Annotated in this window: 35 protein-coding genes; 16 read left to right on the forward strand and 19 right to left on the reverse strand. The window is 63.5% G+C overall.

Annotated elements, in window-relative coordinates; all coding sequences use genetic code 11:
- Positions 1 to 40: 40 nt before the first annotated feature.
- Positions 41 to 829 (forward strand): fatty acid desaturase, encoded by a 789-nt coding sequence (locus KDC96_RS01230; protein ID WP_249171869.1) that lies wholly within the window; start codon positions 41 to 43, stop codon positions 827 to 829.
- Positions 816 to 1,316 (forward strand): sterol desaturase family protein, encoded by a 501-nt coding sequence (locus KDC96_RS01235; RefSeq protein WP_212450008.1) that lies wholly within the window; start codon positions 816 to 818, stop codon positions 1,314 to 1,316. Before KDC96_RS01230 ends, KDC96_RS01235 begins: the two co-directional genes overlap by 14 nt.
- Position 1,317: 1 nt before the next feature.
- Here KDC96_RS01235 and KDC96_RS01240 read toward each other — a convergent pair whose 3' ends face one another.
- The 14 genes from KDC96_RS01240 to KDC96_RS01305 are packed head-to-tail and all read right to left on the reverse strand — an operon-like array spanning position 1,318 to position 6,612.
- Positions 1,318 to 1,773, reverse strand: coding sequence for a GNAT family N-acetyltransferase (locus tag KDC96_RS01240; protein ID WP_212450010.1), 456 nt, complete (start codon positions 1,771 to 1,773; stop codon positions 1,318 to 1,320).
- Positions 1,774 to 1,777: 4 nt separating this feature from the next.
- Complete coding sequence (locus KDC96_RS01245; RefSeq protein WP_212450012.1) at positions 1,778 to 2,125, reverse strand: YbaN family protein; 348 nt, start codon at positions 2,123 to 2,125, stop codon at positions 1,778 to 1,780.
- A 3-nt stretch (positions 2,126 to 2,128) separates the two neighbouring features.
- Entirely contained in the window at positions 2,129 to 2,536 is a 408-nt protein-coding gene (locus KDC96_RS01250) for a SufE family protein (RefSeq protein ID WP_212450014.1), read from the reverse strand.
- 36 nt (positions 2,537 to 2,572) lie between these two features.
- Positions 2,573 to 2,833 carry a hypothetical protein gene (locus KDC96_RS01255; RefSeq protein WP_212450016.1) on the reverse strand — a complete coding sequence of 87 codons (261 nt, stop codon included), beginning with the start codon at positions 2,831 to 2,833 and terminating at the stop codon, positions 2,573 to 2,575.
- Entirely contained in the window at positions 2,830 to 3,162 is a 333-nt protein-coding gene (locus KDC96_RS01260) for a hypothetical protein (protein ID WP_212450018.1), read from the reverse strand. The genes KDC96_RS01255 and KDC96_RS01260 overlap by 4 nt, the downstream gene beginning before the upstream one ends.
- Complete coding sequence (locus KDC96_RS01265; protein ID WP_212450020.1) at positions 3,159 to 3,446, reverse strand: hypothetical protein; 288 nt, start codon at positions 3,444 to 3,446, stop codon at positions 3,159 to 3,161. Before KDC96_RS01265 ends, KDC96_RS01260 begins: the two co-directional genes overlap by 4 nt.
- Positions 3,446 to 3,700: a hypothetical protein gene (locus KDC96_RS01270; RefSeq protein WP_212452817.1), complete on the reverse strand. Its 255-nt coding sequence runs from the start codon at positions 3,698 to 3,700 to the stop codon at positions 3,446 to 3,448. Before KDC96_RS01270 ends, KDC96_RS01265 begins: the two co-directional genes overlap by 1 nt.
- Positions 3,700 to 4,065 (reverse strand): hypothetical protein, encoded by a 366-nt coding sequence (locus KDC96_RS01275; protein ID WP_212450022.1) that lies wholly within the window; start codon positions 4,063 to 4,065, stop codon positions 3,700 to 3,702. The genes KDC96_RS01270 and KDC96_RS01275 overlap by 1 nt, the downstream gene beginning before the upstream one ends.
- Positions 4,062 to 4,415 (reverse strand): hypothetical protein, encoded by a 354-nt coding sequence (locus KDC96_RS01280; RefSeq protein ID WP_371815512.1) that lies wholly within the window; start codon positions 4,413 to 4,415, stop codon positions 4,062 to 4,064. Before KDC96_RS01280 ends, KDC96_RS01275 begins: the two co-directional genes overlap by 4 nt.
- Positions 4,412 to 4,738 carry a hypothetical protein gene (locus KDC96_RS01285; RefSeq protein ID WP_371815513.1) on the reverse strand — a complete coding sequence of 109 codons (327 nt, stop codon included), beginning with the start codon at positions 4,736 to 4,738 and terminating at the stop codon, positions 4,412 to 4,414. The genes KDC96_RS01280 and KDC96_RS01285 overlap by 4 nt, the downstream gene beginning before the upstream one ends.
- A gap of 26 nt (positions 4,739 to 4,764) precedes the next feature.
- Positions 4,765 to 5,139 carry an envelope stress response membrane protein PspC gene (gene pspC, locus KDC96_RS01290; RefSeq protein ID WP_212450024.1) on the reverse strand — a complete coding sequence of 125 codons (375 nt, stop codon included), beginning with the start codon at positions 5,137 to 5,139 and terminating at the stop codon, positions 4,765 to 4,767.
- The gene (pspB, locus tag KDC96_RS01295) at positions 5,139 to 5,441 is read right to left on the reverse strand and encodes an envelope stress response membrane protein PspB (RefSeq protein ID WP_212450026.1); all 303 of its coding nucleotides are present in this window, start codon (positions 5,439 to 5,441) and stop codon (positions 5,139 to 5,141) included. The genes pspC and pspB overlap by 1 nt, the downstream gene beginning before the upstream one ends.
- 3 nt (positions 5,442 to 5,444) lie before the next feature.
- On the reverse strand, positions 5,445 to 6,443 hold the full coding sequence (gene pspA, locus KDC96_RS01300; RefSeq protein ID WP_371815514.1) for a phage shock protein PspA: 999 nt from the start codon (positions 6,441 to 6,443) through the stop codon (positions 5,445 to 5,447).
- A gap of 10 nt (positions 6,444 to 6,453) precedes the next feature.
- Positions 6,454 to 6,612 carry a hypothetical protein gene (locus KDC96_RS01305; RefSeq protein WP_212450028.1) on the reverse strand — a complete coding sequence of 53 codons (159 nt, stop codon included), beginning with the start codon at positions 6,610 to 6,612 and terminating at the stop codon, positions 6,454 to 6,456.
- 180 nt (positions 6,613 to 6,792) lie between these two features.
- Between KDC96_RS01305 and pspF the strand changes: the two genes are divergently transcribed.
- The 13 genes from pspF (at position 6,793) to KDC96_RS01370 (ending at position 17,124) form a co-directional block, all read left to right on the forward strand.
- Positions 6,793 to 7,836 (forward strand): phage shock protein operon transcriptional activator, encoded by a 1,044-nt coding sequence (gene pspF, locus KDC96_RS01310; RefSeq protein ID WP_212450030.1) that lies wholly within the window; start codon positions 6,793 to 6,795, stop codon positions 7,834 to 7,836.
- A gap of 81 nt (positions 7,837 to 7,917) precedes the next feature.
- A complete protein-coding gene (locus KDC96_RS01315; protein ID WP_212450032.1) occupies positions 7,918 to 8,235 on the forward strand; it encodes a hypothetical protein in 318 nt (105 codons plus the stop codon).
- A gap of 100 nt (positions 8,236 to 8,335) precedes the next feature.
- Entirely contained in the window at positions 8,336 to 8,725 is a 390-nt protein-coding gene (locus KDC96_RS01320; RefSeq protein ID WP_212450034.1) for a PilZ domain-containing protein, read from the forward strand.
- Positions 8,726 to 8,890: 165 nt separating this feature from the next.
- A complete protein-coding gene (gene rimP, locus KDC96_RS01325) occupies positions 8,891 to 9,469 on the forward strand; it encodes a ribosome maturation protein RimP (protein ID WP_212450036.1) in 579 nt (192 codons plus the stop codon).
- Entirely contained in the window at positions 9,469 to 11,142 is a 1,674-nt protein-coding gene (gene nusA, locus KDC96_RS01330) for a transcription termination factor NusA (protein ID WP_212450038.1), read from the forward strand. Before rimP ends, nusA begins: the two co-directional genes overlap by 1 nt.
- The gene (locus KDC96_RS01335; RefSeq protein WP_212450040.1) at positions 11,123 to 11,884 is read left to right on the forward strand and encodes a DUF448 domain-containing protein; all 762 of its coding nucleotides are present in this window, start codon (positions 11,123 to 11,125) and stop codon (positions 11,882 to 11,884) included. The genes nusA and KDC96_RS01335 overlap by 20 nt, the downstream gene beginning before the upstream one ends.
- A gap of 9 nt (positions 11,885 to 11,893) precedes the next feature.
- Positions 11,894 to 14,407, forward strand: a complete 2,514-nt coding sequence (gene infB, locus KDC96_RS01340; protein ID WP_212450041.1) for a translation initiation factor IF-2 — start codon at positions 11,894 to 11,896, stop codon at positions 14,405 to 14,407.
- A gap of 44 nt (positions 14,408 to 14,451) precedes the next feature.
- Entirely contained in the window at positions 14,452 to 14,598 is a 147-nt protein-coding gene (locus KDC96_RS01345) for a hypothetical protein (RefSeq protein WP_212450042.1), read from the forward strand.
- Complete coding sequence (locus KDC96_RS01350) at positions 14,595 to 15,020, forward strand: PaaI family thioesterase (protein ID WP_249171870.1); 426 nt, start codon at positions 14,595 to 14,597, stop codon at positions 15,018 to 15,020. The genes KDC96_RS01345 and KDC96_RS01350 overlap by 4 nt, the downstream gene beginning before the upstream one ends.
- Positions 15,017 to 15,469, forward strand: a complete 453-nt coding sequence (locus KDC96_RS01355) for a PaaI family thioesterase (protein WP_212450043.1) — start codon at positions 15,017 to 15,019, stop codon at positions 15,467 to 15,469. The genes KDC96_RS01350 and KDC96_RS01355 overlap by 4 nt, the downstream gene beginning before the upstream one ends.
- Positions 15,466 to 16,011: a DUF1697 domain-containing protein gene (locus KDC96_RS01360; RefSeq protein ID WP_212450044.1), complete on the forward strand. Its 546-nt coding sequence runs from the start codon at positions 15,466 to 15,468 to the stop codon at positions 16,009 to 16,011. The genes KDC96_RS01355 and KDC96_RS01360 overlap by 4 nt, the downstream gene beginning before the upstream one ends.
- A gap of 4 nt (positions 16,012 to 16,015) precedes the next feature.
- On the forward strand, positions 16,016 to 16,432 hold the full coding sequence (rbfA, locus tag KDC96_RS01365; protein ID WP_212450045.1) for a 30S ribosome-binding factor RbfA: 417 nt from the start codon (positions 16,016 to 16,018) through the stop codon (positions 16,430 to 16,432).
- The gene (locus KDC96_RS01370; protein ID WP_212450046.1) at positions 16,429 to 17,124 is read left to right on the forward strand and encodes a hypothetical protein; all 696 of its coding nucleotides are present in this window, start codon (positions 16,429 to 16,431) and stop codon (positions 17,122 to 17,124) included. Before rbfA ends, KDC96_RS01370 begins: the two co-directional genes overlap by 4 nt.
- A gap of 6 nt (positions 17,125 to 17,130) precedes the next feature.
- Here the strand turns inward: KDC96_RS01370 and KDC96_RS01375 are convergent, their stop codons facing one another.
- The gene (locus KDC96_RS01375) at positions 17,131 to 17,718 is read right to left on the reverse strand and encodes a YceI family protein (protein WP_212450047.1); all 588 of its coding nucleotides are present in this window, start codon (positions 17,716 to 17,718) and stop codon (positions 17,131 to 17,133) included.
- Between the two features lie 80 nt (positions 17,719 to 17,798).
- The gene (locus tag KDC96_RS01380; RefSeq protein WP_212450048.1) at positions 17,799 to 19,421 is read right to left on the reverse strand and encodes an AbgT family transporter; all 1,623 of its coding nucleotides are present in this window, start codon (positions 19,419 to 19,421) and stop codon (positions 17,799 to 17,801) included.
- Positions 19,422 to 19,572: 151 nt separating this feature from the next.
- Here KDC96_RS01380 and KDC96_RS01385 point away from each other — a divergent pair, with 151 nt between their 5' ends.
- Positions 19,573 to 20,148, forward strand: coding sequence for a thymidine kinase (locus KDC96_RS01385; protein ID WP_212450049.1), 576 nt, complete (start codon positions 19,573 to 19,575; stop codon positions 20,146 to 20,148).
- A 6-nt stretch (positions 20,149 to 20,154) separates the two neighbouring features.
- Here KDC96_RS01385 and KDC96_RS01390 read toward each other — a convergent pair whose 3' ends face one another.
- The 3 genes from KDC96_RS01390 to KDC96_RS01400 are packed head-to-tail and all read right to left on the reverse strand — an operon-like array spanning position 20,155 to position 21,292.
- On the reverse strand, positions 20,155 to 20,673 hold the full coding sequence (locus tag KDC96_RS01390) for a hypothetical protein (RefSeq protein WP_212450050.1): 519 nt from the start codon (positions 20,671 to 20,673) through the stop codon (positions 20,155 to 20,157).
- Entirely contained in the window at positions 20,670 to 20,885 is a 216-nt protein-coding gene (locus KDC96_RS01395) for a hypothetical protein (protein WP_212450051.1), read from the reverse strand. Before KDC96_RS01395 ends, KDC96_RS01390 begins: the two co-directional genes overlap by 4 nt.
- Positions 20,882 to 21,292 (reverse strand): hypothetical protein, encoded by a 411-nt coding sequence (locus KDC96_RS01400; protein ID WP_212450052.1) that lies wholly within the window; start codon positions 21,290 to 21,292, stop codon positions 20,882 to 20,884. The genes KDC96_RS01395 and KDC96_RS01400 overlap by 4 nt, the downstream gene beginning before the upstream one ends.
- Positions 21,293 to 21,408: the final 116 nt, after the last annotated feature.

Raw genomic sequence — 21,408 nt, forward strand, 5'->3', positions numbered from 1 at the left:
CTGACGCTCAGCACAGTATACGCAGCCGCATGAGCCTTTCGTGCGTATCTATCCTGTCGTGACGCCTGATTTCGCCCTCCCGAGCAAACGCGCCCAGACCGCAATCGGCCTGACGCTCGCCGCGCTGATTGCGGGCGGGTGGCTCGTTATCCACGCTTACGCGATGTTCGTGTTCGAGCTGAGCTGGGCGAACCTGCCATTCGCGCTGGCACTGGCGGCGGTGCAGTGCTGGCTTTCGGTCGGGGTCTTCATCGTCTGCCATGATGCGATGCACGGTTCGCTTGCGCCGGGCCGCGAACGCCTGACTGCGATGATCGCGTCCGCGCTGCTGTTTCTGTACGCGGGCTTCGGCTGGAAGCGGCTGCGCGAGGCGCATTTCACCCATCACAAGCTCGCCGGGAAAGCGGGCGACCCCGATTTCGACGAGCACAATCCCAGCCATTTCGGCAAGTGGTACTTGACCTTCTTCAAGCGCTACTTCGGCTGGCAGTCGCTGCTTTACGTGCACACGGTGGTCGGAATCTACTGGCTGGTTATCGGCATTCCGATGGTGCAGATCGTGCTGCTTTATGGCGCGCCGGCGCTGCTTTCCTCGCTGCAATTGTTCTATTTCGGCACCTACCGTCCGCACCATCACGCTGCGGACAAACCATTTGCCGACGATCACAACGCGCGCACCGACGACTTTGGCACGCTGGCGAGCCTCGCCACCTGCTTCCATTTCGGCTATCATCTCGAACACCACCGCCGCCCCGACGTGCCCTGGTGGGCTTTGCCCGGGGCAAAGAAAGCGGAGGTAGGGATAAGGGTACAGCATGAGCTGGCTTGAAGTGATCCTGACCGTTCTTGCCGCCGTCCTCTTCATGGAAGGGTGGGCGTGGTTCGCGCACAAATACATCATGCATGGCTTCGGCTGGGCGTGGCACCGCGATCATCACGAGCCGCACGACAATGTACTGGAGAAGAACGATCTGTTCGCGGTCGTGTTCGGCACGATCAACGCCGCGATGTATATCTACGGCGCGCTCTACTGGGATGCGCTGTGGTGGTTCGCGGTCGGCATCACGCTCTACGGTGTAATTTACACGCTGATCCATGATGGGCTGGTGCATCAGCGCTATTTCAGATGGGTGCCCAAGAAGGGCTATGCCAAGCGGCTGGTGCAGGCGCACAAGCTCCACCATGCAACGATCGGCAAGGAAGGCGGCGTGAGCTTCGGCTTCGTGTTCGCGCGCGACCCGCAGGTGCTCAAGGCAGAGCTTAAGGAACAGCGCGAGAATGGCATCGCGGTGGTGCGCGACAGCGTCGGGGCGTGAGCTAGAGCGTCAGCCGATAGACCGGCAAGACTCGCCCGGGGATCGAGGCCGAAGGCTCTTCACCGATCAACTCAAAACCCATTTTCTCGTAAAACGGGACCGCGTATGGGTCCGCCGTGACGAGCATGGTGCGCGCACCAAGCGATCGCGCTTTACCCGTCGACCAATCGAACAGAACCTTGCCGATACCGCGTCCGATCCATTCGGGTTCGACGAATAGCTTGTCGAGTTCGGCGACGCCGGATTTGTGCGAGATCTGGCCGAGGCCGACCATGGTATCTCCCGAGAGCGCCAGCGCAACGGCGCTCTCGGCAAGGTCGGCGGGGGTGAGGGTCAGTTCATTCCTGCACGCGTCGATGAAGGCCTGATCGTAGCCCCAATGCGCCTTCGAGCGCAGGCACAGGGCGCTCGCTGCGGGTAGCTCGGCTGCATGGGGAGGGCGAAGTGCGATCTCCACCGGTTCACTCGTTCCGCGTGGCGATCCAGCCGCCGACGATCACCAGCACCGCGACCGAGATCCACACCCATGGAAACCCCAGCGTTACCCAGGTGAAGCCGACCCCGGCGGCGATTGAAGCGATCGCGATCACCTTGGCGCGGCGGTTGATCGCGCGGCGCTGGCGCCAGTCCTCGATCTGCGGTCCCCAGACCGGATGGTCGAGGATCTTCTGCTCCCACGCCGGATTGCTGCGCGCAAAGCAGAACACGGCGACCAGCAGGAACGGAACGGTCGGCACGATCGGCAGCACCGCGCCAATTGCGCCCAGTCCGGTGAACAGCAGCCCGGCGGCAAGATAGAGCCGCCGCATCGCCTAGGCTGCTGCCAACCTCGCCGCGTGCTCCTTCACCAGCGCGATCATGTTGGGCACGCCCTGCGTGCGGTTGCTCGACAGCTGGTTCTTGAGGTCGAACGGCGCCAGCGCGCCGGTTACGTCCATCTGCGCGACCGCTTCTGCGGGCTTGTCCTGCACGGCGGAAATCACCAGCGCGACGATCCCCTTGGTGATGGCGGCGTTGCTGTCGGCGAGGAAATGCAGCTTGTCACCGGCTTCGGTCGGGTAGACCCACACCGCCGCCGAGCATCCGCGCACCAGCGTCGCGTCGGTCTTCAGCGCGTCGGGCATCGGCTCCAGCTCGCGGCCCAGTTCGATCAGCAACGAATAGCGTTCGTCGCCTTCGAGAAATTCGTATTCTTCGAGAATGTCGTCGAGTGTGCGCATGCGGGGCTATGTAGGAGCGCGCGACCGCGTGTCGAGCTAAAGTTCGACCCCGCTGGCGATCGCTTCGAGCTTCCTGATCCGCTCCTTGAGATCGGCGAGCTCGATCCGGGCCGCGCCTACGCCGGCACCGCCTTCGATCTCTGCCGGGCCGGAATGTCCAGCCCTGTCGAGCTCCTGTCGCTTGAGTTCGAGCCAGCCCTGCCATCCGCGCAAAAGCGCGAAAGCGACCACGCACAGCCCGACCAAGCAGGTCGCGGCGATGACTAGCGTCGGCTCCACGAAGAGGGCATCGATCATTTGCTCAAATCCTCCTTGTCGCTCGCATCATGCTGCTTGGTATCTTCGGCACCGCGCAGCGCCTCGATTTCGGCGGAGATGCGGGCCCGTTCGCGCGCGTCGAGCGTGTTGTCGTCGGTCGCGATCCGTTCCAACACGTGGATCCGCTCTCGCAGCTGTTCGATCTCGCGCCGGGCGCTTTCGAGCTCGCCCCGGCCTGCGCCGTCATCGCGCGGGACATAGCTGTCGTTGCCGTCTTCATCGGTGATGATCCCGGCGCGCGCCTTTGCGATCTGGACGATCCCCCAGATCACGATTGCGATGATAGCTACGATTGCCCACCCACTCATTGCGCAACTTCCTTCGATTTCGCCTCGTGCCGCAGCGCCTCGATCTCGTCGGCGAGCAGGTGACCGCGATCGGTCGCGATCCGCTCGAGCACGGCCAGCCGGTCCTCGATCATCGCGGTCCGCTCGGCGATTTCGCGCCCCTGGCCGGAGGCATGATTGCTGTCGATCGCGGCTTGCGACTTCTTGTAATCGATCACCTTCGAAACGATCCCGTTCACGGCGAGACCGATCACGATCAGCATCATGATGACACCCGGAAAGACTATCGCGAGAACGTCTTCCATCAGTTGACCTCCCTGGCCTTGTCGTGGCTGCGAAGCTGGTCGATCTCGTCGGCGAGATCCTGCGTGCGATCGGTGGCGATCCGCTCGAGCACGCGGACGCGGTCTTCGAGATCGGGTTTCGTGTTGTCCGGCTGCCTGGACTCGGATTTGCGGCGGTTGCGCAGGCGCAGGCCGACCAGGCCCGCTCCGGCGAGCGCCGCCATTCCGGCGATCACCAGCGCATCGATAACCAGCGGTGTGTCGGCGCCCCACATCAGGCGGTCCCCTTGTCTGTGCGGTGTTCGAGCGCCCGTTCGCGGAGCTTGTCGATTTCGCTGCCAAGCTGGTAGCCGCCATCGGTGACGATCCGTTCGACATTGGCCAGGCGATCCTTCACCGCTCCAAGCTCGGCGCGCAGTTCGGCGTTCTCCTGCGTCAGCAGGGTCACACGCTGCTTCGCCTCGTGATCGCTGCTCGGCTTGAGCGCCTGCCCCCATGCCCCTTCGAGCGGGTAGCCGTGCTTGATCCTCAGCCTGGTCGTGTGAACCCAGCCGACCACACCGGCCGCGCCCAGCGCGAGCGCGCCGCCGATGATCCAGGGCAGGTGGGGAATGATCGTGGCAGCAGCGTCGGGGCTCATGCTTTTTCCTTTCGTTCGAGGTCGATCGGGACACCGCTGTCGGCCGGTGCCTGCGCGGGTCTGTCGCGCAGCGCTTCGATCTCTTCGGAGAGCGAATAACCGCGGTCGGTGACGATCTTTTCGAGCACGATCATGCGATCCTGCATCGCATCGAGCTTGCCGTGCAACTCGCGGTTCTCGGTCTTCAGCCGCTTGGTTTCGTCGCTGTCGGCCTTCTTGGCGGTCTTCCCGCCCCATTCGTCTTCGAGTTCGTAGCCATGCTTAGCGCGGATCCAGTTGTTGATGATCCAGCCGAACGTGCTGATCGCGATGATCGCGATCACGAATTCGGGACTGCCCCAATCCATCATGCATTCTCCTTGCGGGCGATCTCGAGCGGGACGCCGTGATCGGACTGATCGTGCGCGCGGGTGTCGCGTAGGGCTTCGATTTGAGTCGCAACGTCGTAGCCCTTGTCGGTGACGATCCGTTCGAGCACCTGCACCCGGTCTTCGAGCCGCTGGACCTGGCTGGCGTATTGCGCGGCCTTTTCAGCGGTGTGTTCGGCGGTGGTTTCGACCTGCAGCCGCGCCACCTTCTCCTTGTGCTTGGCCCAGATCGCGACCATCGGAATCGTGCATCCGAAGATGATGGCGACGATGGGGATCATGATCCCGAAAGCTTGAGCGCTCATGTGAATTCCTCCCAGTGTGTTCGCGGTTAGCGCAGGCGTTCGATTTCGGCGGTCAGGCGCGGATTGCTGCTGACGTAATGCGCTTCGACGCTCGCGAGGCGGCGGTCGATATCGCGAAACCGGGACCGGATTTCGCGCGCGGTACGCTGCGGGCTCTGCCGGACGCGCTGCCAGTATTGCTGTTCGTCGCGATCGCGATAGAGATGCGCGGGTTTCTTGTTCAGCAGAAAGCCGGCGGCGAAGTAGGCGAGGATCGGCCAACCGAGCGAGATCGAGAGGATCACCATCCCGAGCCGGATCCAGAACACGTTGACACCGGTGTAATCGGCGATGCCGGAGCACACGCCCATGACCTTGCCATGAAACTTGTCGCGGTAAAGCGTCGTGCGGGGGCTGTTCATCACTGGGCTCCTTTCTTCTCGGCGATCATCTTTTCGAGTTCGCGCAGTTGCTGGTTGTCGCTTTCCTGGTCGGCCAGCAGCCGCTTGGTCGGGGTGAACGAGGGGTCGTCGGAGGCGACGAGGCGCTCGACCGTGTCCATCCGTTCATCGAGGCGTTTGGCGAGGCTGTAGAGCTCCTCCAGCAGCACTTCGTCGTCGGTGGTTATGGTCGCCGCGGTTTTCCACCGCGTCATGTAATGAAGGATCATCCAGGGCAGTCCGACAAGGACAATGAAGACGATCAGGACGACTTCGAATGGCATGGCTTATTCCCCTTTGCTGGCGCTGTCCTTGCCCAGCGCCTTTTTCATTTGAGCAAGCTCGTCGTCGATCGCATCGGCGCCTTCGAGCGCGGCGATCTCGTCGGACAGCGACGGCGGGCCGTCCTGACCGATCTGGATCGCATCGGCGCGGCCTTCCGCATAGTCGACCCGGCGTTCGAGCTGGTCGAAACGCGACAGCGCCTCGTCGGTGCGCTCGGTACTCATCAACGTGCGCAGCTTGACGCGGTTTTCGGCGCTTTCGAGCCGCGCGGAAATGGCGGTCTGACGACTGCGAGCCTCGCGCAGGCGATGCTGCAACTTCTGGATATCCGCTTCGTAGGCGCGCAGCGCATCGTCGAGCACCGCGATTTCTTCCTTGAGCTGGTCGGCCATATCGGCCGCCTTTTTCTTTTCGACCAGCGCCGCACGGGCGAGATCTTCGCGGTCCTTCGACAGCGCCAGCTGCGCCTTGTCGGCCCAGTCGGCCTGGAGCCGGTCGAGCTTGACCACATGGCGGTGCATTTCCTTCTGGTCGGCGATCGTGCGCGCCGCACTCGCCCGGACCTCGACCAGCGTTTCCTCCATCTCGAGGATGATCATGCGGATCATCTTCGACGGGTCGTCCGCCTTGTCGAGCATGTCGTTGAAGTTCGCGGCAATGATGTCCCGGGTACGGCTGAAAATGCCCATAAAGGCTACTCCATCAAAGAAAGGGTTGTCGCTGGTCGAGCGTGCGTTGTCGGCGTCGCTTTGCCCGCCGCGTGGCCCGCTCTGGGTCGGGACCGGGCTACGGCGCAGCTTTTCGATCTCGGCGTCGAGGCGCGAAAGCGGCTTGGGATGCGGAACTGGTTCGGGCGCAAGCTCGTCCGCAGGGGCATGGGGGTGGGCCGGAGCGTGCTTTTTTTCGGCGGTGTCAGCGTGATCGGCTGCACCATCGGGAGCACCTGCAGGGGGGACTGATTTCTCCGGCCCGAGGGTATTCTTGGCATCGCGCTTGCTCATCGCGTCATGCTCACGCAAGTTCGACCATGATCGGGTCGTGCGCGATCGATGCAGCGTAGGCGTCGCTGGCGGTGAACTGGCTCGAAATGGCGACAAACGCGACCATTGCGATAATACTGGCGATCGCGGCCTGGCCCAGTTTGCTGCTGAAGAAGCGGCGGTCGTACATGGTTCGTCCCTTTCGGTTCTGTGTGGCGAACTTCGTGTTCGTTCACATGCTCGTTCACAAAATAGCAAGGGGTGTGCCAAACCTCGCAAATCACAGAAATGCTTGGATTTCTCGAAAGGTGCGAAAAACACCGTTGGTTTCTGTTGCCAAGCATTGGGAATTTTCACTATACATTGGGCCATGGAGCGCGAAAATCAGTTTATCGGCCAGTCGGGCGCCTTCCTCGATGCGGTCGAACGCGCCAGCCGCGCCGCGCCGATGAGCCGCCCCGTGTTGGTCATCGGCGAACGCGGCACCGGCAAGGAACTGATTGCCGAACGTCTCCATCGCCTGTCGAACCGCTGGGGAGAGCCGCTGGTCACGATGAACTGCGCGGCGCTGCCCGAAACGCTGATCGAGGCCGAGCTGTTCGGCCACGAAGCCGGAGCCTTCACCGGCGCTACCAAAGCCCGCACCGGAAGGTTCGAAGAAGCCGACAAGGGCACCTTATTTCTCGACGAACTGGGCACATTGTCGATGGGCGCACAGGAACGTCTGCTGCGCGCGGTCGAATATGGCGAGGTAACGCGCATCGGATCGTCGCGTCCGGTCCGCGTCGATGTCCGTATCGTTGCTGCCACCAACGACGATCTCCCCGCGCTGGCAGCGTCGGGCGATTTCCGCGCTGATCTGCTTGACCGGCTGAGCTTCGAAGTCATCACGCTGCCGCCGCTGCGGGTGCGCGACGGCGACATCATGGTGCTGGCGGAATATTTCGGGCGACGCATGGCAGCCGAGCTCGACTGGCACGGCTGGCCCGGCTTTGCACCGCATGTCGCCAAGGAGCTGGAGGATTACGCCTGGCCGGGCAACGTCCGCGAACTGCGCAACGTGATCGAGCGCGCGGTCTATCGCTGGGACGATCCCGATGCGGCGATTTCGCATGTCCAGTTCGACCCGTTCGAAAGCCCGTGGAAGCCAGCGACTCCGCCGCATCGCAAGCTCGATACCCCCAGGCCGTCGGGCAATGTGCCCGATCCAGCGGACTTTGCCGCCAACGCCCCGTGTTTCGACGAAATCGAGGACCTGCGTGCTGCGGTCGATGCGCACGAGCGCGCGATCGTCGAGCATGCGCTCGGCAAGCATCGCTGGAACCAGCGCCAGACCGCGAAAGCGCTGGGGCTCAGCTACGACCAGCTGCGCCACTGCATAAAGAAGCACGCCTTGCTGGAAGAGACCGAGTGAGGGGGAGCTGTACGCCCCTAACCGCTTGTTTACCCCCACCGTTTAGCTTCGCGTCTCACGTAGAAGAAATGGGGACGAAAAATGCGTGCAATCGTGGATCTGGTCGATTCCATCGGATCGAGCATCCGCTTTATCTTCCTGCTGATCTTCCTGACGATCCTCGGGTTTGGACTGATGTTCACCGCCGGAGCCTCCTATGTCGCGCCGCAGGTCGCCGACAAGGTGGTCGAGCGGGCCGAACGTTTCGGTGAGCGCGCGATCGAGGAAGAACGCCTGCGCCGGCTCGGCACCGAAGGCTGGGGCCACACCACCAGCGGCCGCGTTGCGAGCACCCGCACCGAAGGCCAGTTCGGCGAGGACGAGGGCGGATGGGCCGAGGAACCGCCGAGCGGGTACTGATTTCCGGAGACGCGAGCGTTGGCGCGCCTGCGCCGCCTAGGGAATTCAGCCTAGCCCGAACTTTCCTCGACAATCACCATGGCGCGCTAGATCGGGACCCATGCGTGGGTCCCTTGCTTCGCGAATCGGTCGACCGCTCGACAGTATCGGGCGGCGTCAGGCCGCGCGGCTGCGGCTGGCCATGCCGGGCAAGCTGGTAACGATTTACGAAACCCGCCGCTGCATCGTGCTCGATCTCTCGCAAACCGGCGCACGGATCGCTGTCGATCGCCCTTTGGTGAGGGGCGAAGCCGGCATCCTGCAGTGCGCCGGTATCGACTGTTTTGCCGATGTGGTTCGCAGCGAAGACGGTGGCAATGCGCTGGCATTCGAGGAATGGCTGTTGCCGGAACAGGTGCTCGCGATCCGCGACTACGCCGAACATTTCGACGAACATCAGCGCCGCGAATTTCGCCGCACCGCGCGGGACTGGATCAGCGGCGGCGGTTAAGCGACCGCAATTCTTTGGGCTCGATGTAGCGAGCCTATTGCGTTCTGCGCTGTAGCGGCCTATCTGCGCCTCATCCCGACATTGTCGTGACACTGAAGGGGCTGGCGCCGAGAGGGGCCGGCACCAAACGGCTGTGCCAGGCGATGCAGTAATGACCGGAGACAGATGGCCGATATCGCGCGCCTTACCGAACTGATCGAGCCCGAGGCGCAAGCGCTCGGTTTCGAGCTCGTGCGCGTGCGGATGATGCAGTCGGAAGCCGGTGACGGCGGTGAGGCGCTGCAGATCATGGCCGAGGATCCGGCAACGGGCCAGCTGGTGATCGAACAATGCGCCGCGCTCTCGCGCCGCGTCTCCGAGGTGATCGACCAGCGCGAAGAAGCGGGCGAGGTGCTGATCGACGGCGCCTATCACCTCGAAGTGTCTTCGCCCGGCATCGACCGGCCGCTGACCCGCGAAAAGGATTTCGCACAGTGGGCCGGGCACGAAGCCCGGATCGTGATGGTCAAGGGATACGTTGCCGACGCTGGGGCACAGCGCGTCTACAAGGGCGTACTCGGCGGGATCGACGACGGAATGGTCGCGATCGAGGATGCCAAGGCGGGCAGGGCGATCCTGCCCCGCGACCAGATTCATACGGCCAAGCTCGTCCTGACGGACGCGCTGATCGCCGCGACGAAACCGATCGACACCACGGGTGTCGAGGACATACTAGAAGACCAGGAAGAAAAGGCAGACAACTGATGGCCAGTGCCATTTCCGCCAATAAGGCTGAATTGCTCGCGATCGCGAACGCGGTCGCTTCGGAAAAGATGATCGACAAGGCGATCGTCATCGAAGCGATGGAAGAAGCGATCCAGAAGAGCGCGCGCAACCGCTACGGTGCGGAGAACGACATTCGCGCGAAGCTCGATCCGCAAACCGGCGACCTGACGCTGTGGCGCGTGGTCGAAGTGGTCGAGGAAGTCGACGACTACTTCAAGCAGGTCGATCTCAAGCAGGCCGAAAAGCTCCAGCCTGGCGCGGCAATCGGCGACTTCATCGTCGACCCGCTGCCCCCGGTCGATCTCGGCCGGATCGACGCGCAGTCGGCCAAGCAGGTGATCTTCCAGAAGGTCCGCGATGCCGAGCGCGAGCGCCAGTTCGAGGAATTCAAGGACCGCGCCGGCGAAATCATCACCGGCGTGATCAAGTCGGTCGAATTCGGCCATGTGATCGTCAATCTCGGCCGTGCCGAAGGCGTGATCCGCCGCGATCAGCAGATTCCGCGCGAAGCCGCGCGTGTCGGCGAACGCGTGCGCGCGCTCATCACCAAGGTGGAGCGCAACAATCGCGGCCCACAGATTTTCCTGAGCCGCGCCGCGCCCGATTTCATGCGCAAGCTGTTCGCGCAGGAAGTGCCCGAAATCTACGACGGCATCATCGAGATCAAGGCCGCCGCGCGCGATCCGGGCAGCCGCGCCAAGATCGGCGTCATCAGCCACGATTCCAGCATCGACCCGGTCGGTGCCTGCGTCGGCATGAAGGGCAGCCGCGTGCAGGCTGTCGTGCAGGAACTGCAGGGCGAAAAGATCGACATCATCCCGTGGTCGGAAGACACCGCGACCTTCGTCGTCAACGCGCTCCAGCCCGCGACCGTGGCCCGCGTGGTGCTTGACGAAGAAGAATCGCGCATCGAAGTTGTGGTCCCCGACGACCAGCTGTCGCTGGCGATCGGTCGCCGCGGCCAGAACGTGCGGCTCGCCAGCCAGCTGACCGGTCACCAGATCGATATAATGACCGAGGAAGAGGCGAGCGAGAAGCGGTCGAAGGAATTCGCAGAGCGCTCCAAGATGTTCGAGGAAGAACTCGACGTCGACGAAACGCTGTCGCAGCTGCTCGTGGCCGAGGGCTTCGCGATGCTCGAGGAAGTCGCCTACGTCCCGATGGACGAACTCGCGGCGATCGAGGGCTTCGACGAGGAACTCGCCGAGGAACTTCAGAGCCGCGCGATCGAGGCGCTCGAGCGACAGGAAGAGGCGCACCGCGTCACTCGCCGCGAACTCGGCGTCGAGGATGCGCTGGCCGAGATTCCGCATCTCAGCGAAGCGATGCTGGTCACGCTCGGCAAGGCGGGCATCAAGACGCTCGACGATCTGGCCGATCTCGCCACCGACGAGCTGATCGCCCGCAAGCGCGAAGCTCCGCGCCGTCGCAACACCGCCGATGGTCCGCCGATGCGCCGGCCGCAGCGCGAGCAGGACAAGGGCGGCGTGCTGGGTGATTACGGCTTGAGCGAAGAGCAGGGCAACGAAATCATCATGGCTGCCCGCGCGCACTGGTTCGACGACGACCCTGTTGATTCTGGGGAGGAAGCTCCGGCACCTGCCGAGACGACCGACACGCAGGAGGCCGCCGATGCGGACTCCACCCAATGAGCGCCTGACGCCCGACATCGCCGACACGCCCGAATCCCGGACTTCCGGGAGCGAACGGCGCTGCATTGTTTCGGGGCAAAGCTATCCGCGCGATGAACTCGTGCGGCTGGCGATCTCGCCCGATGGCGATGTGCTGCCGGATCCGGCGGCGAAGGCTCCGGGGCGCGGAGCGTGGATCGCACCGGACCGTGCCGCGCTTGAAAGCGCGCTTGCGAGTGGCCAATTCAGGGGCAAGCTGGCGCGCGCTTTCAAAGGCGCGCGGCTCTCGGTTCCGGACGATCTGGCCGACCGGGTGCAGCAGGCGCTGTCGCGTCACCTGGCCGATCGGCTCGGACTGGAACTGCGCGCCGGGCACCTGGTGCTGGGATCGAGCCGGATCGAGGAACAGGCGCGCAGCGGGCGCATCGCCTTGTTGCTGCACGCCAGCGACAGCAGCGAGGACGGGCGCAAGCGGCTCGACCAGGCATGGCGCGTGGGACAAGCGACCGAAGGGTCTGGCGATCGCGGGATCGTCTTGCCACTGGACCGCACCGCTCTGTCTGTGGCATTGGGCCGCGAGAATGTCGTCCATCTGGGCGTCTCGGGTCAATCGGGCGGTTTGCGCGCGGCTGACCGAGTGGGACAGGCAATTCAGCGCCTTGCAAGGTTTGTCGGGAGCCATCCCGGCGATTGTGTCCGGCCTGATACCGGGCAAGCTTCCGCTTTGGCGGATGGCGAGATAGTGAAATACGTGAAGGACTGACGAGCTAGAATGAGCGACGAAACCAACAAACGCACCCGTAAACCGCTGGGCCTGAAGAGGTCGGTCGATGCTGGCGAGGTCAAGCAGACCTTCAGCCACGGCCGCACCAACAAGGTCGCGGTCGAGGTCAAGCGCCGCCGCAAGCTCGTCAAGCCGGGCGAAACGCCGGCGCCGGAGGCCGCACCGGCACCCGCTCCCGCACCGGCGCCCGCGCCCGCCCCGGCCCCCGCGCCGGTGGCGAAGAAACCGGCTGCGCCCAAGGAAACGCCGCAGGAACGTGTCGCGCGTCTCCAGCGCGAGGCTGAGGAGGAGCGGCTCAAGCTGGCCGAGGAAGCGCGCAAGCGCGACGACAAGAAGGCCAAGGAAGAAGCGGCCGACGAGAAGAAGCGGCAGGAAGAGAACCGCAAGGCGGAAGACGAGGCCGAAAAGCAGCGCGCCGAGGACGAATCCAAAGTTGCCGAAGAACCCGTTGCCGAGCCGGAGATCGCTGCAGGCGAGGAAGCAAGCCCTGCGCCCGCCGCGCGCAAGTTCACGCCGGTTGCGCGTCCGGAACCCAAGCGTCCGGAAAAGAAGAAGAAAGACGACAAGCGGACCGAAAAGCCGTCCAGCGGCAAGGACAAGCGCCGTTCGGGCAAGCTCACAGTCACAAGGGCCCTTAACGAGGACGAAGGGCGCCGCGCCCGTTCGCTCGCCGCGCTCAAGCGTGCGCGCGAGAAGGAGCGCCGGATGCAGGGCGGCGGCTCGTCCAAGCCGCGCGAGAAACAGATCCGCGACGTCATCGTCCCCGAAGCCATCACCGTTGGCGAACTCGCCAAGCGGATGGGCGAGAAGGGCGCGGACCTGGTCAAGGAACTGTTCAACCTCGACATGATGGTCACCGTCAACCAGACGATCGACCAGGACACCGCCGAATTGCTGGTCGAACAGTTCGGTCACAATATCGAGAAAGTGTCCGAAGCCGATGTCGATATCGACACGTCCGAGGATCAGGACCCGGAAGAGACGCTGAAGCCGCGTCCGCCGGTGGTGACGATCATGGGCCATGTCGATCACGGCAAGACCAGCCTGCTCGATGCACTGCGCGGCACCGATGTGACCAAGGGCGAGGCCGGCGGCATCACCCAGCATATCGGCAGCTACCAGATCACCACCAAGGACAAGTCGAAGATCACCTTCCTCGACACGCCGGGCCACGCCGCCTTCTCCGAAATGCGCGCGCGCGGTGCGAACGTCACCGATATCGTGGTGCTGGTGGTCGCAGCGGATGACGGCATCATGCCGCAGACGATCGAGGCCATCAATCACACCAAGGCCGCGGGCGTCCCGATGATCGTTGCGATCAACAAGATGGACAAGCCCGAAGCCAATCCGGACAACATCCGCAACCGCCTGCTCGAACACGAAGTGATCGTCGAATCGATGTCGGGCGACGTGCAGGACGTGGAGATTTCGGCCAAGGAAAAGACCGGTCTCGACGAGCTGCTCGAAAAGATCTCGCTTCAGGCGGAACTGCTCGAACTGAAAGCCCGTCCGGACCGCGATGCCGAGGCGACCGTGATCGAAGCACAGCTCGACAAGGGGCGCGGCCCGGTTGCGACCGTGCTGATCACGCGCGGCACGCTGAAGCGTGGCGACACCTTTGTGGTCGGCACCGAAAGCGGCCGGGTGCGCGCGATCGTCAACGACCAGGGCAAGCAGATCAAGGAAGCCGGACCCTCGATGCCGGTCGAGGTCCTCGGCCTCGGCGGCGTTCCGTCGGCGGGCGACCAGCTCAGCGTGGTCGAGAACGAACAGCGCGCCCGTGAAGTCGCGCAATATCGTCAGGAAAAGGCGACCGAGAAGCGCACCGCGCTTGCTCCGACCAATTTCGACACGATGTTCAACAATCTCGCGTCGAATGTGATCGAATGGCCGGTCCTGGTGAAGGCGGATGTGCAGGGTTCGGTCGAAGCGATCGTCAACGCGCTGCACAACCTTTCGAACGACGACATCAAGGTCCGCGTGCTGCACGCAGGTGTCGGCGCGATCACCGAGAGCGACGTCACGCTGGCGGGTGCATCCAGTGCGCCGATCATCGGCTTCAACGTGCGTCCGAACGCGAAGGCGCGCGAGCTCGTCAAGCGCGACAATGTGCGGATGATGTATTACGACGTCATCTATCACCTCACCGAAGAGGTCGCGAAGGAGATGGCCGGCGAGCTTGGTCCGGAGCGGATCGAGACCGTCGTCGGCCGCGCGCAGGTCAAGGAAGTTTTCAAGTCCGGCAAGAAGGACAAGGCAGCCGGTCTGCTGGTCGAAGACGGCGTCATCCGCAAAGGCCTGTTCGCACGGCTTACCCGCGAGGACGTCATCGTTTCGGCGACCACCATCGCTTCGCTGCGGCGCTTCAAGGACGATGTGGACGAAGTCCGCTCGGGCCTCGAATGCGGCGTCGTGCTTGAGGACACGAACGACATCCAGCCGGGCGATCAGCTGGAGGTGTTCGAGGTCGAAGAACGCGAGCGGACGATCGAGGTTTCGTGATCCAGCTCCCCTCCCGCTTGCGGGAGGGGTTGGGGGTGGGCGCTATGAGCGAGAACGCCGATCAGGAAAACGAATTCAAGAAGCGAGACAAGGAAGCCGAGGGCTGCTTGTCTTGGCTGAGCGGATGTCTGCCCATTCCGCTTGCGCTCGTCGCAGGATTTCTCGTCTTACCTGATTGGTTTTCATTTTGACGAAGATCTACGAAGAGCAGCGCTCTCCCTCGGCTGCCCTGATGGGCAGCGAGTTCGTATCGTTCGATGCGGACAAGGGCGAGCTGACCACGCGCTTCACCCCGTCGCCCTCTTTCGCGTCTCCGCGCGGAGCGGTGCAGGGCGGGTTGATCGCGGGTTTCCTCGACGAGGTAATGGGCGGCGCATTGCTCGCCGTGACCGATCACGGTGAGGGCGAGATCCGCCTGCCGCTCAATCTCGACATGAACCTTACCTTCGTGGCGATGGTCCCGCTGGAACCGATCACCGCCAAGGGCCGCGTGGTCAAGCACGGCCAGCGCGTCGCGTTCCTAGAAGGCGAGCTTTACGACCAGTCGGGAAAGCTGCTTGCGCGCGCCACATCCACCGCGCTACCGACCCCGGTTCCGGGAGCGGATGAATGAGCAACGAGAATTTTCCCGCACTCGCGGTCGATTCCGTACTGGGTTCGCCGCATTCGGAGACGCTGGGGTCGGAATTCCTCGGCTTTGACCGCGAAACCGCGACCGCGACCATGCGCTTTACCGTCAAGAAGGAAATGACCACCTGGCGCGGCGGCGTGCAGGGCGGGCTGGTTGCGGGCTATCTCGATGATGTGATGGGATATGCCTATGTCGCGATGACCGATGGCGAACAGGCACCGCTAAACCTCGAAATCTCGATGCAATTGCTCGGCCTGTTGCCTTTGGGCGCGACGATCATCGGCAAGGGCAAGGTCATTCGCGGCGGAAGGCGGGTAATCTTCCTCGAAGGCGAATTGCTGAGCGAAGACGGGCAGGTGCTCGCCCGCGCAACCTCGACCGCGATCCCGACCATGCGCCCCTCTCCGACCGAAACGGGGATGGGCGGATGACGCGCCTGCTCGCGCTGCTTGGCAGCATCAATGTCGGCGGTAACCGGATCAAGATGGCGGAGTTGAAGACGACGCTTGAGGAATCGGGCTTCAGGGACGTCGTCACCGTCGCGGCCAGCGGCAATGTGATCCTGACCGACGACCGCGACCCGGCGATGCTTGAAATCCGGCTCGAAAGTCTGGTGCAGGACCGTTTCGGCTTCCAATCCTGCGCGATGGTCCGCACTGCCGACGAAGTGCGCGCCGCGATCGAGGAAAACCCGTTTCACGGCACCGGGCCGCAGCATGGCTCCGACAAGATGGTGCATTCGATCTTCCTCAGCCAGCAGCCCGACACAAGCGCGGTCGACTCGCTTATCGCAGAGCACGCGGACAAGGGCAGCGAGCGGCTGGCACTGGGTGACCGCGTGCTGTTTCTCGACTATGTTCACGGGGTGGGCGTGTCGGACCTGTCGAACAAGGTTCTCGAACGGCGGCTCAAGGTCAAAGGCACCGCGCGCAACATGAATTCGCTCAAGAACATCCTTGCGAAGATGGACTAGGCCCATGGCAAAACGTCAGGATTTTACCGCTGAACAGCACTCGGTCCGCGTCCTCAAGGTAGGCGAGCGGGTGCGGCATATCCTGTCCGAACTGCTCGCACGGCAGGAGGTGCACGACGAGACCGTCAGCGCGGCCAATATCGCGGTCACGGAGGTGCGCATGACCCCGGACCTGCGCAACGCCACCGCCTATGTGAAACCGCTGCTGGGCGCGGACGAGGACGATGTGGTCACGGCGCTGCGCCAGAACACCGCCTTCCTGCAGCGCGAGGTCGCCAGGCGGCTGAGCTTGAAATTCGCGCCCAGGCTCACGTTCCGCAAGGATGAGAGCTTTGCCGAGGCCGATCGGATAGAGGCGCTGCTGCGCGATCCCAAGGTGGCCAGAGATTTGGGCGACGATCCCGAAGGCGACGAAGCGTGAATGCCCGGCTGACATTGTGCCTGCTCGGCTGCCTCGCCCTGTGCGCACCGGTATCGCTCAAGGCCGAAGAAACCGCGATCGAGCCGGCCGCCAATCGCGCTATCGACTTCGTGCCGTTCGGATGGAAACTCTACGACAAGGTCGAAGGCGATCTGAATGGCGACGGTAGCGCGGATACCGCGCTCGTCATCCAGAAGAACGATCCGCAGCTGATGATCGAAAATCCCGACGGGCTGGGTTCCGAGCGTTACGACGCGAACCCGCGCATGCTCCTCGTCGCCATGAAAACGAACGACGGTCGTTACCGTCTGGTCGGTCGCAACGGCGCGATTATTCCCGATCATGACAGCCCGACCATCGAAGACCCCTACGAAGGCATGCGGATCGAGCAGGGTTCACTGCACCTCGCCATCGCCTTTTTCGCCAGTGCCGGCAGCTGGTCGATGTTCAACCGCCAGTTCCAGTTTCGCTGGAATGGGGAGGCGATGGCGCTGATCGGGTTCGAGGCGAACTACGTGCACCGCGGCAGTGGCGAGATGCGGCAGGCGAGCGTGAACTATCTGACGGGGCGACGGAAGGATGCAGCGGGCAGCATCGCGGACGACCAATCCGATTGGCACTGGAGCGACATCGCCCCGGACAACCGCCCGACCTTGGACTCGATCGGCAACGGCTTCGAATTCGAAGGCTAGCGCGGCCTAGCGCGGCAGCATCCGGGCGCGCAGGCGGATATCGACCTTGTTGCCGACGATCAGTTGGTAGCTCTTCATTCCGTACTTGCGGCGGTCGATCGTGGTCGTCCCGGTGAAGCTCACCGGTTTTCCGCGGGCGGTCGTCAGCGGGTCGGTATCGAAGGTCACATCGAGCACCTGCGGCTGGGTTACGCCGCGCGCGGTAAGCTCGCCCGAAACGGTTCCCCTGGTCGGGGACGTCAGTTTCAGCGACCGACCGACGAAGCGCACCTGCGGATACTTCTCGACCCAGAAGAACTTTTCGCCGCGCAAGCGCTCAAGCGTGACGCTATCGGGTGCCTTGATCGCGGTCGCATCGAACGTCACGTCGATCAGCGCCCGTTCGGGCTGGCCGGGCACGATCCGCACCGTCCCCTCCATCTTGGGAAACGTCGCAGTCTTGCTCGACAGGCCGAAGAACGGGACTTTGGCCGAGACGTTGCTGGCGCTCGCGTCGAGTGTGTAGGTCAACGGCGCGGTGCTGTTGGCAAGCAGCACCGCCGGCGCGACCAGCGCGACAATGGGTAACAGGAATTTGCGTTTCAGCAGCGGCATCGGTGCGGCTCCTCCACTCTGGGGTACGATTGAGCGCAGCGGATGGTGTCCGAAGAGTATGCCCGATTGCGACCAGGGGATCAATTGACGGGGCCAGGCGCTCCTGAACTGACCGCGGCCGTCGGCACTTCCATGAACACGCTTGCGCCCGGGCCGAGCGGCAGGTCGAGCACGACCCAGCCGATCGTCAGCGCCAGGCCGGCCACCATCAACCCGATCGAATAGGGCAGCATCGTCGCTGCCAGGCTGCCGAGCCCGAAATCCTTGTTCCAGCGCTGGCAGAAGATCAGGATCAGCGGGAAGTACACCATCAGTGGGGTAATGATGTTGGTCGCGCTGTCGCCCACGCGATAGGCGGCGGTCGCCATTTCCGGGGTGATACCCAGCAGCATCAGCATCGGCACCATCACCGGCGCAATCAATGCCCATTTGGCGCTGGCCGAACCGACGAACAGGTTGAGCAGCGCCGAAACCACAATGATCGAGGCCAGCAGCGCCCAGGCGGGCATATTGGTCGAGCCGAGAAAGTCGGCGCCGTGCACCGCGAGGATCAGCCCGAGGTTCGACCATGCGAACATCGCCACGAAATGCGCGGCGGCGAAGGCAAGGACGAGGTAATAGGCGAGATCCTCCATCGCGCCCGACATCATCTTCACCAGATCGCGGTGGTCGCCGATCGTGCCCGCGCCGCGACCATAGGCCCAGCCCGCGAGCAGAAACAGCAGGAAGAACCCGGCGACGAGACTGCGGTAGAACGGGGTCAACTGCGCTTCGGGACTCGCGCTTTCGTCGATCAGCGGGGTACCAGGGCCGAGCGTGAAGAACAGCCACAGACCGACCACGAACAGCACCGCGAGCCCGGCGTTGCGCAGGCCGCGTTTCTCTTCGGGGGTGAGCGCGCGGTCGGATTGCTCGTCATCGCTGGCGCGGCCCGCATTTGCCGAGTCCCAGGTGCCCAGTCGCGGCTCGATCATCCGGTCGGTGACGTACCAGATCACCGGCAGGAACACGAAGGTCATCGCCGCGATGAAATACCAGTTGCCCGCGATGTTGGCGGTGAAATCGCCGAACACGGTCTCCACGCTCGCTTCGGTGATCCCGAACAGCAGCGCGTCGAGCTGGCCGGGCAGCAGGTTGGCCGAGAAGCCGCCCGACACCCCGGCGAAGGTGGCCGCGATACCCGCGACCGGGTGGCGTCCGGCGGCGTGGAAGATGATCCCGGCAAGCGGTATCAGCACCACGTAGGCGGCGTCTGCAGCGAGATTCCCCATCATCCCGACCAGGACGACGATCGGAGTCAGCAGCCCTTTGGGCGCGTCGCGCACGCCCGCGCGCATCGCGGTGCCGAACAGCCCCGCCCGCTCGGCAACGCCCGCGCCGAGCATCACCACCAGCACGTAACCGAGCGGGTGGAAGTGGGTGAAGGTAGTGGGCATGTCGACCCACAGTTTCTGGATGTTCTCCGCGCTCAGCAGGCTGGTCGCGGTGATGACCACTGCGGTGCCGGTATCGGGATCGACTTCGGTGGGGTGCGCGGCGGAAACGCCGAACAGGCTGGAGACGACCGAGATCGCGATCAGGATGAAGATCAGCCAGAAGAACAGGAAGACCGGGTCGGGCAGCTTGTTGCCGCTCCGCTCGATCCAGCCCAGAAAGCCACCCAGATTGCCCTGATTGCCATCAGCCGAAGCTGCCGTTGCCATCGCTTGGTCCCCGCAAGTCTTGGAATTTCGAATTGGTGCGAATGGGCGCTAGCATCGCGATGTGCGCCTGTCTGCCCGCTTAATGGCGCCTGTGGACAGCGGCGGGGTGCCGGTCTTGGCAGTTTGCCCCCGCCGCGCTTAGTCAGCGGACATGGCCAAGCTCTACTTCTACTATGCCAGCATGAATGCGGGGAAATCGACCACCATGCTGCAGGCCGATTTCAATTACCGCGAACGCGGTATGGCGACGATGCTGTGGACTGCCGAGCTCGATACCCGCTCGTCAGGGATGGTGCGCAGCCGCATCGGGCTCGAGGCAGGGGCGCATCTCTATTCGCCCGATACCGACCTGTGGAACGAAGTGCAGGCCGCGCACAACTCACGACCGCTCGATTGCGTGCTGGTGGACGAGGCACAGTTTCTGACCAAGCCGCAGGTGTGGCAGCTCGCACGGCTCGCCGACGAAGCGGGCATTCCGGTCCTGTGCTACGGCATCCGCACCGATTTCCAGGGCGAGCTGTTTCCCGGATCTGCGGCCTTGCTCGGCATCGCGGACACGCTCGTCGAGCTGAAGGCAGTGTGCCATTGCGGGCGCAAGGCGAGCATGAACCTGCGGGTCGACGCGGAGGGCAAGCCGATCAAGCAGGGCGAACAGACCGAAATCGGCGGCAACGATCGCTATCTGGCGCTGTGCCGCAAGCATTTCAGCGAGGCGCTGGCTCGCTAGCCACCGCTATTTGCTCTCCCACGTGCTTATCCGGCAAAGATCGAGATTGTTGTCGCGCCCGGCTGCCATGTTGGCTGCGCTGGAATAGAAACTGAGCTCGAGCAACCGACCCGGCGTGTCCGGAGCAAGGATCTCGTCCTTGTCCGACAGCCGGAGTTCGACTGCAACGGGCTGACTTTCGGCACAGATTCCTGTCAGTGCGTCGTAATCCTGCTCCCATTGGAGCGTGGCGTGGCTGCCCTGAAATTGCATCTTCGCGGATCCGATAGAAGCGAAGGTGATCTTATCGTCCGCGATCGTCATCGCGCCAAATTCGGCCTCTGCCATTTCCGAGACCGGCGTCCATTCGCCCATGACTTTGGTGAGTTTCGCCTTGTCGACCAGCGGTCCCGTTTCCAGGACGAGCCCTTCGGCCTCTTCGACCGCGGCGGACTGTGTGTCGTTCGCCGTGTCCTTCGCCGGTTCAGCGGCAGGCTGACAGGCGGCCAGCCCGACGGCAGCCAGGCCCGATAACCAACCCCTCATGGCGCTCTCCTCCGGTTTTGCGTCTGGCTGGTGCGATGCGCCGACATGAACAGGTCGTAGATTTCGCGATTGCGCGAAGCGGAAAGCTGAGGGCGGTTGGATTGCCGCGCGGCCTCCTGCCAGTCGGGCCCGCCCCTCCGGTTGATCGCCCGGGTAAACTGCCGGAAGACGGTGTGAATGCGGTTGCCCAGATTGTAGGCCATGTCGATCATGGCGACCTGCGCGTCCTCGGGAAGGCATTCAACCCCGGATAATTGGCGCGCAGAATCGCTATCGCGTCGTTGAGAGACAGTTCGAGCAATCGTGTGCCTTCGGCGCGGGTGATCTCGAGCGTTCGGTACTGCGCATAGTGGCGGGCCGCATAGTTGATCCGCGTTCCCGCCGGGGACAGCCGCTGCATGGTGGTCCACTCCGCCGCCTTTTCCGCCACGGTCGCGGGGCGCTGCGGCCTCGCCGTCACCTTGATGAAATTGACCGAGGCGGTCGATGCGGCGGTCCGGAACATCTTGCCGAACCCCACGGTTACGTAGCTGACCGAGTCGAGATACATGTGCGGCACGAAGCTTTCGTGCTGGGCGATCATCCGGGCCGCACGCCGTTTGGCATTCTGCAACGACATATTCGAATTCTCCCGCCTTTGCTGTCGACCACTTACCAGATCGTGTGCGGCAGAAAAAGTCGCAATTTCAGATGCATGAAGCGGGGTATCGGATCAGACAGGGACGCTCCGACCGA

It is taken from the genome of Erythrobacter sp. JK5 (assembly GCF_018205975.1).
Classification (GTDB): Bacteria; Pseudomonadota; Alphaproteobacteria; order Sphingomonadales; family Sphingomonadaceae; genus Erythrobacter.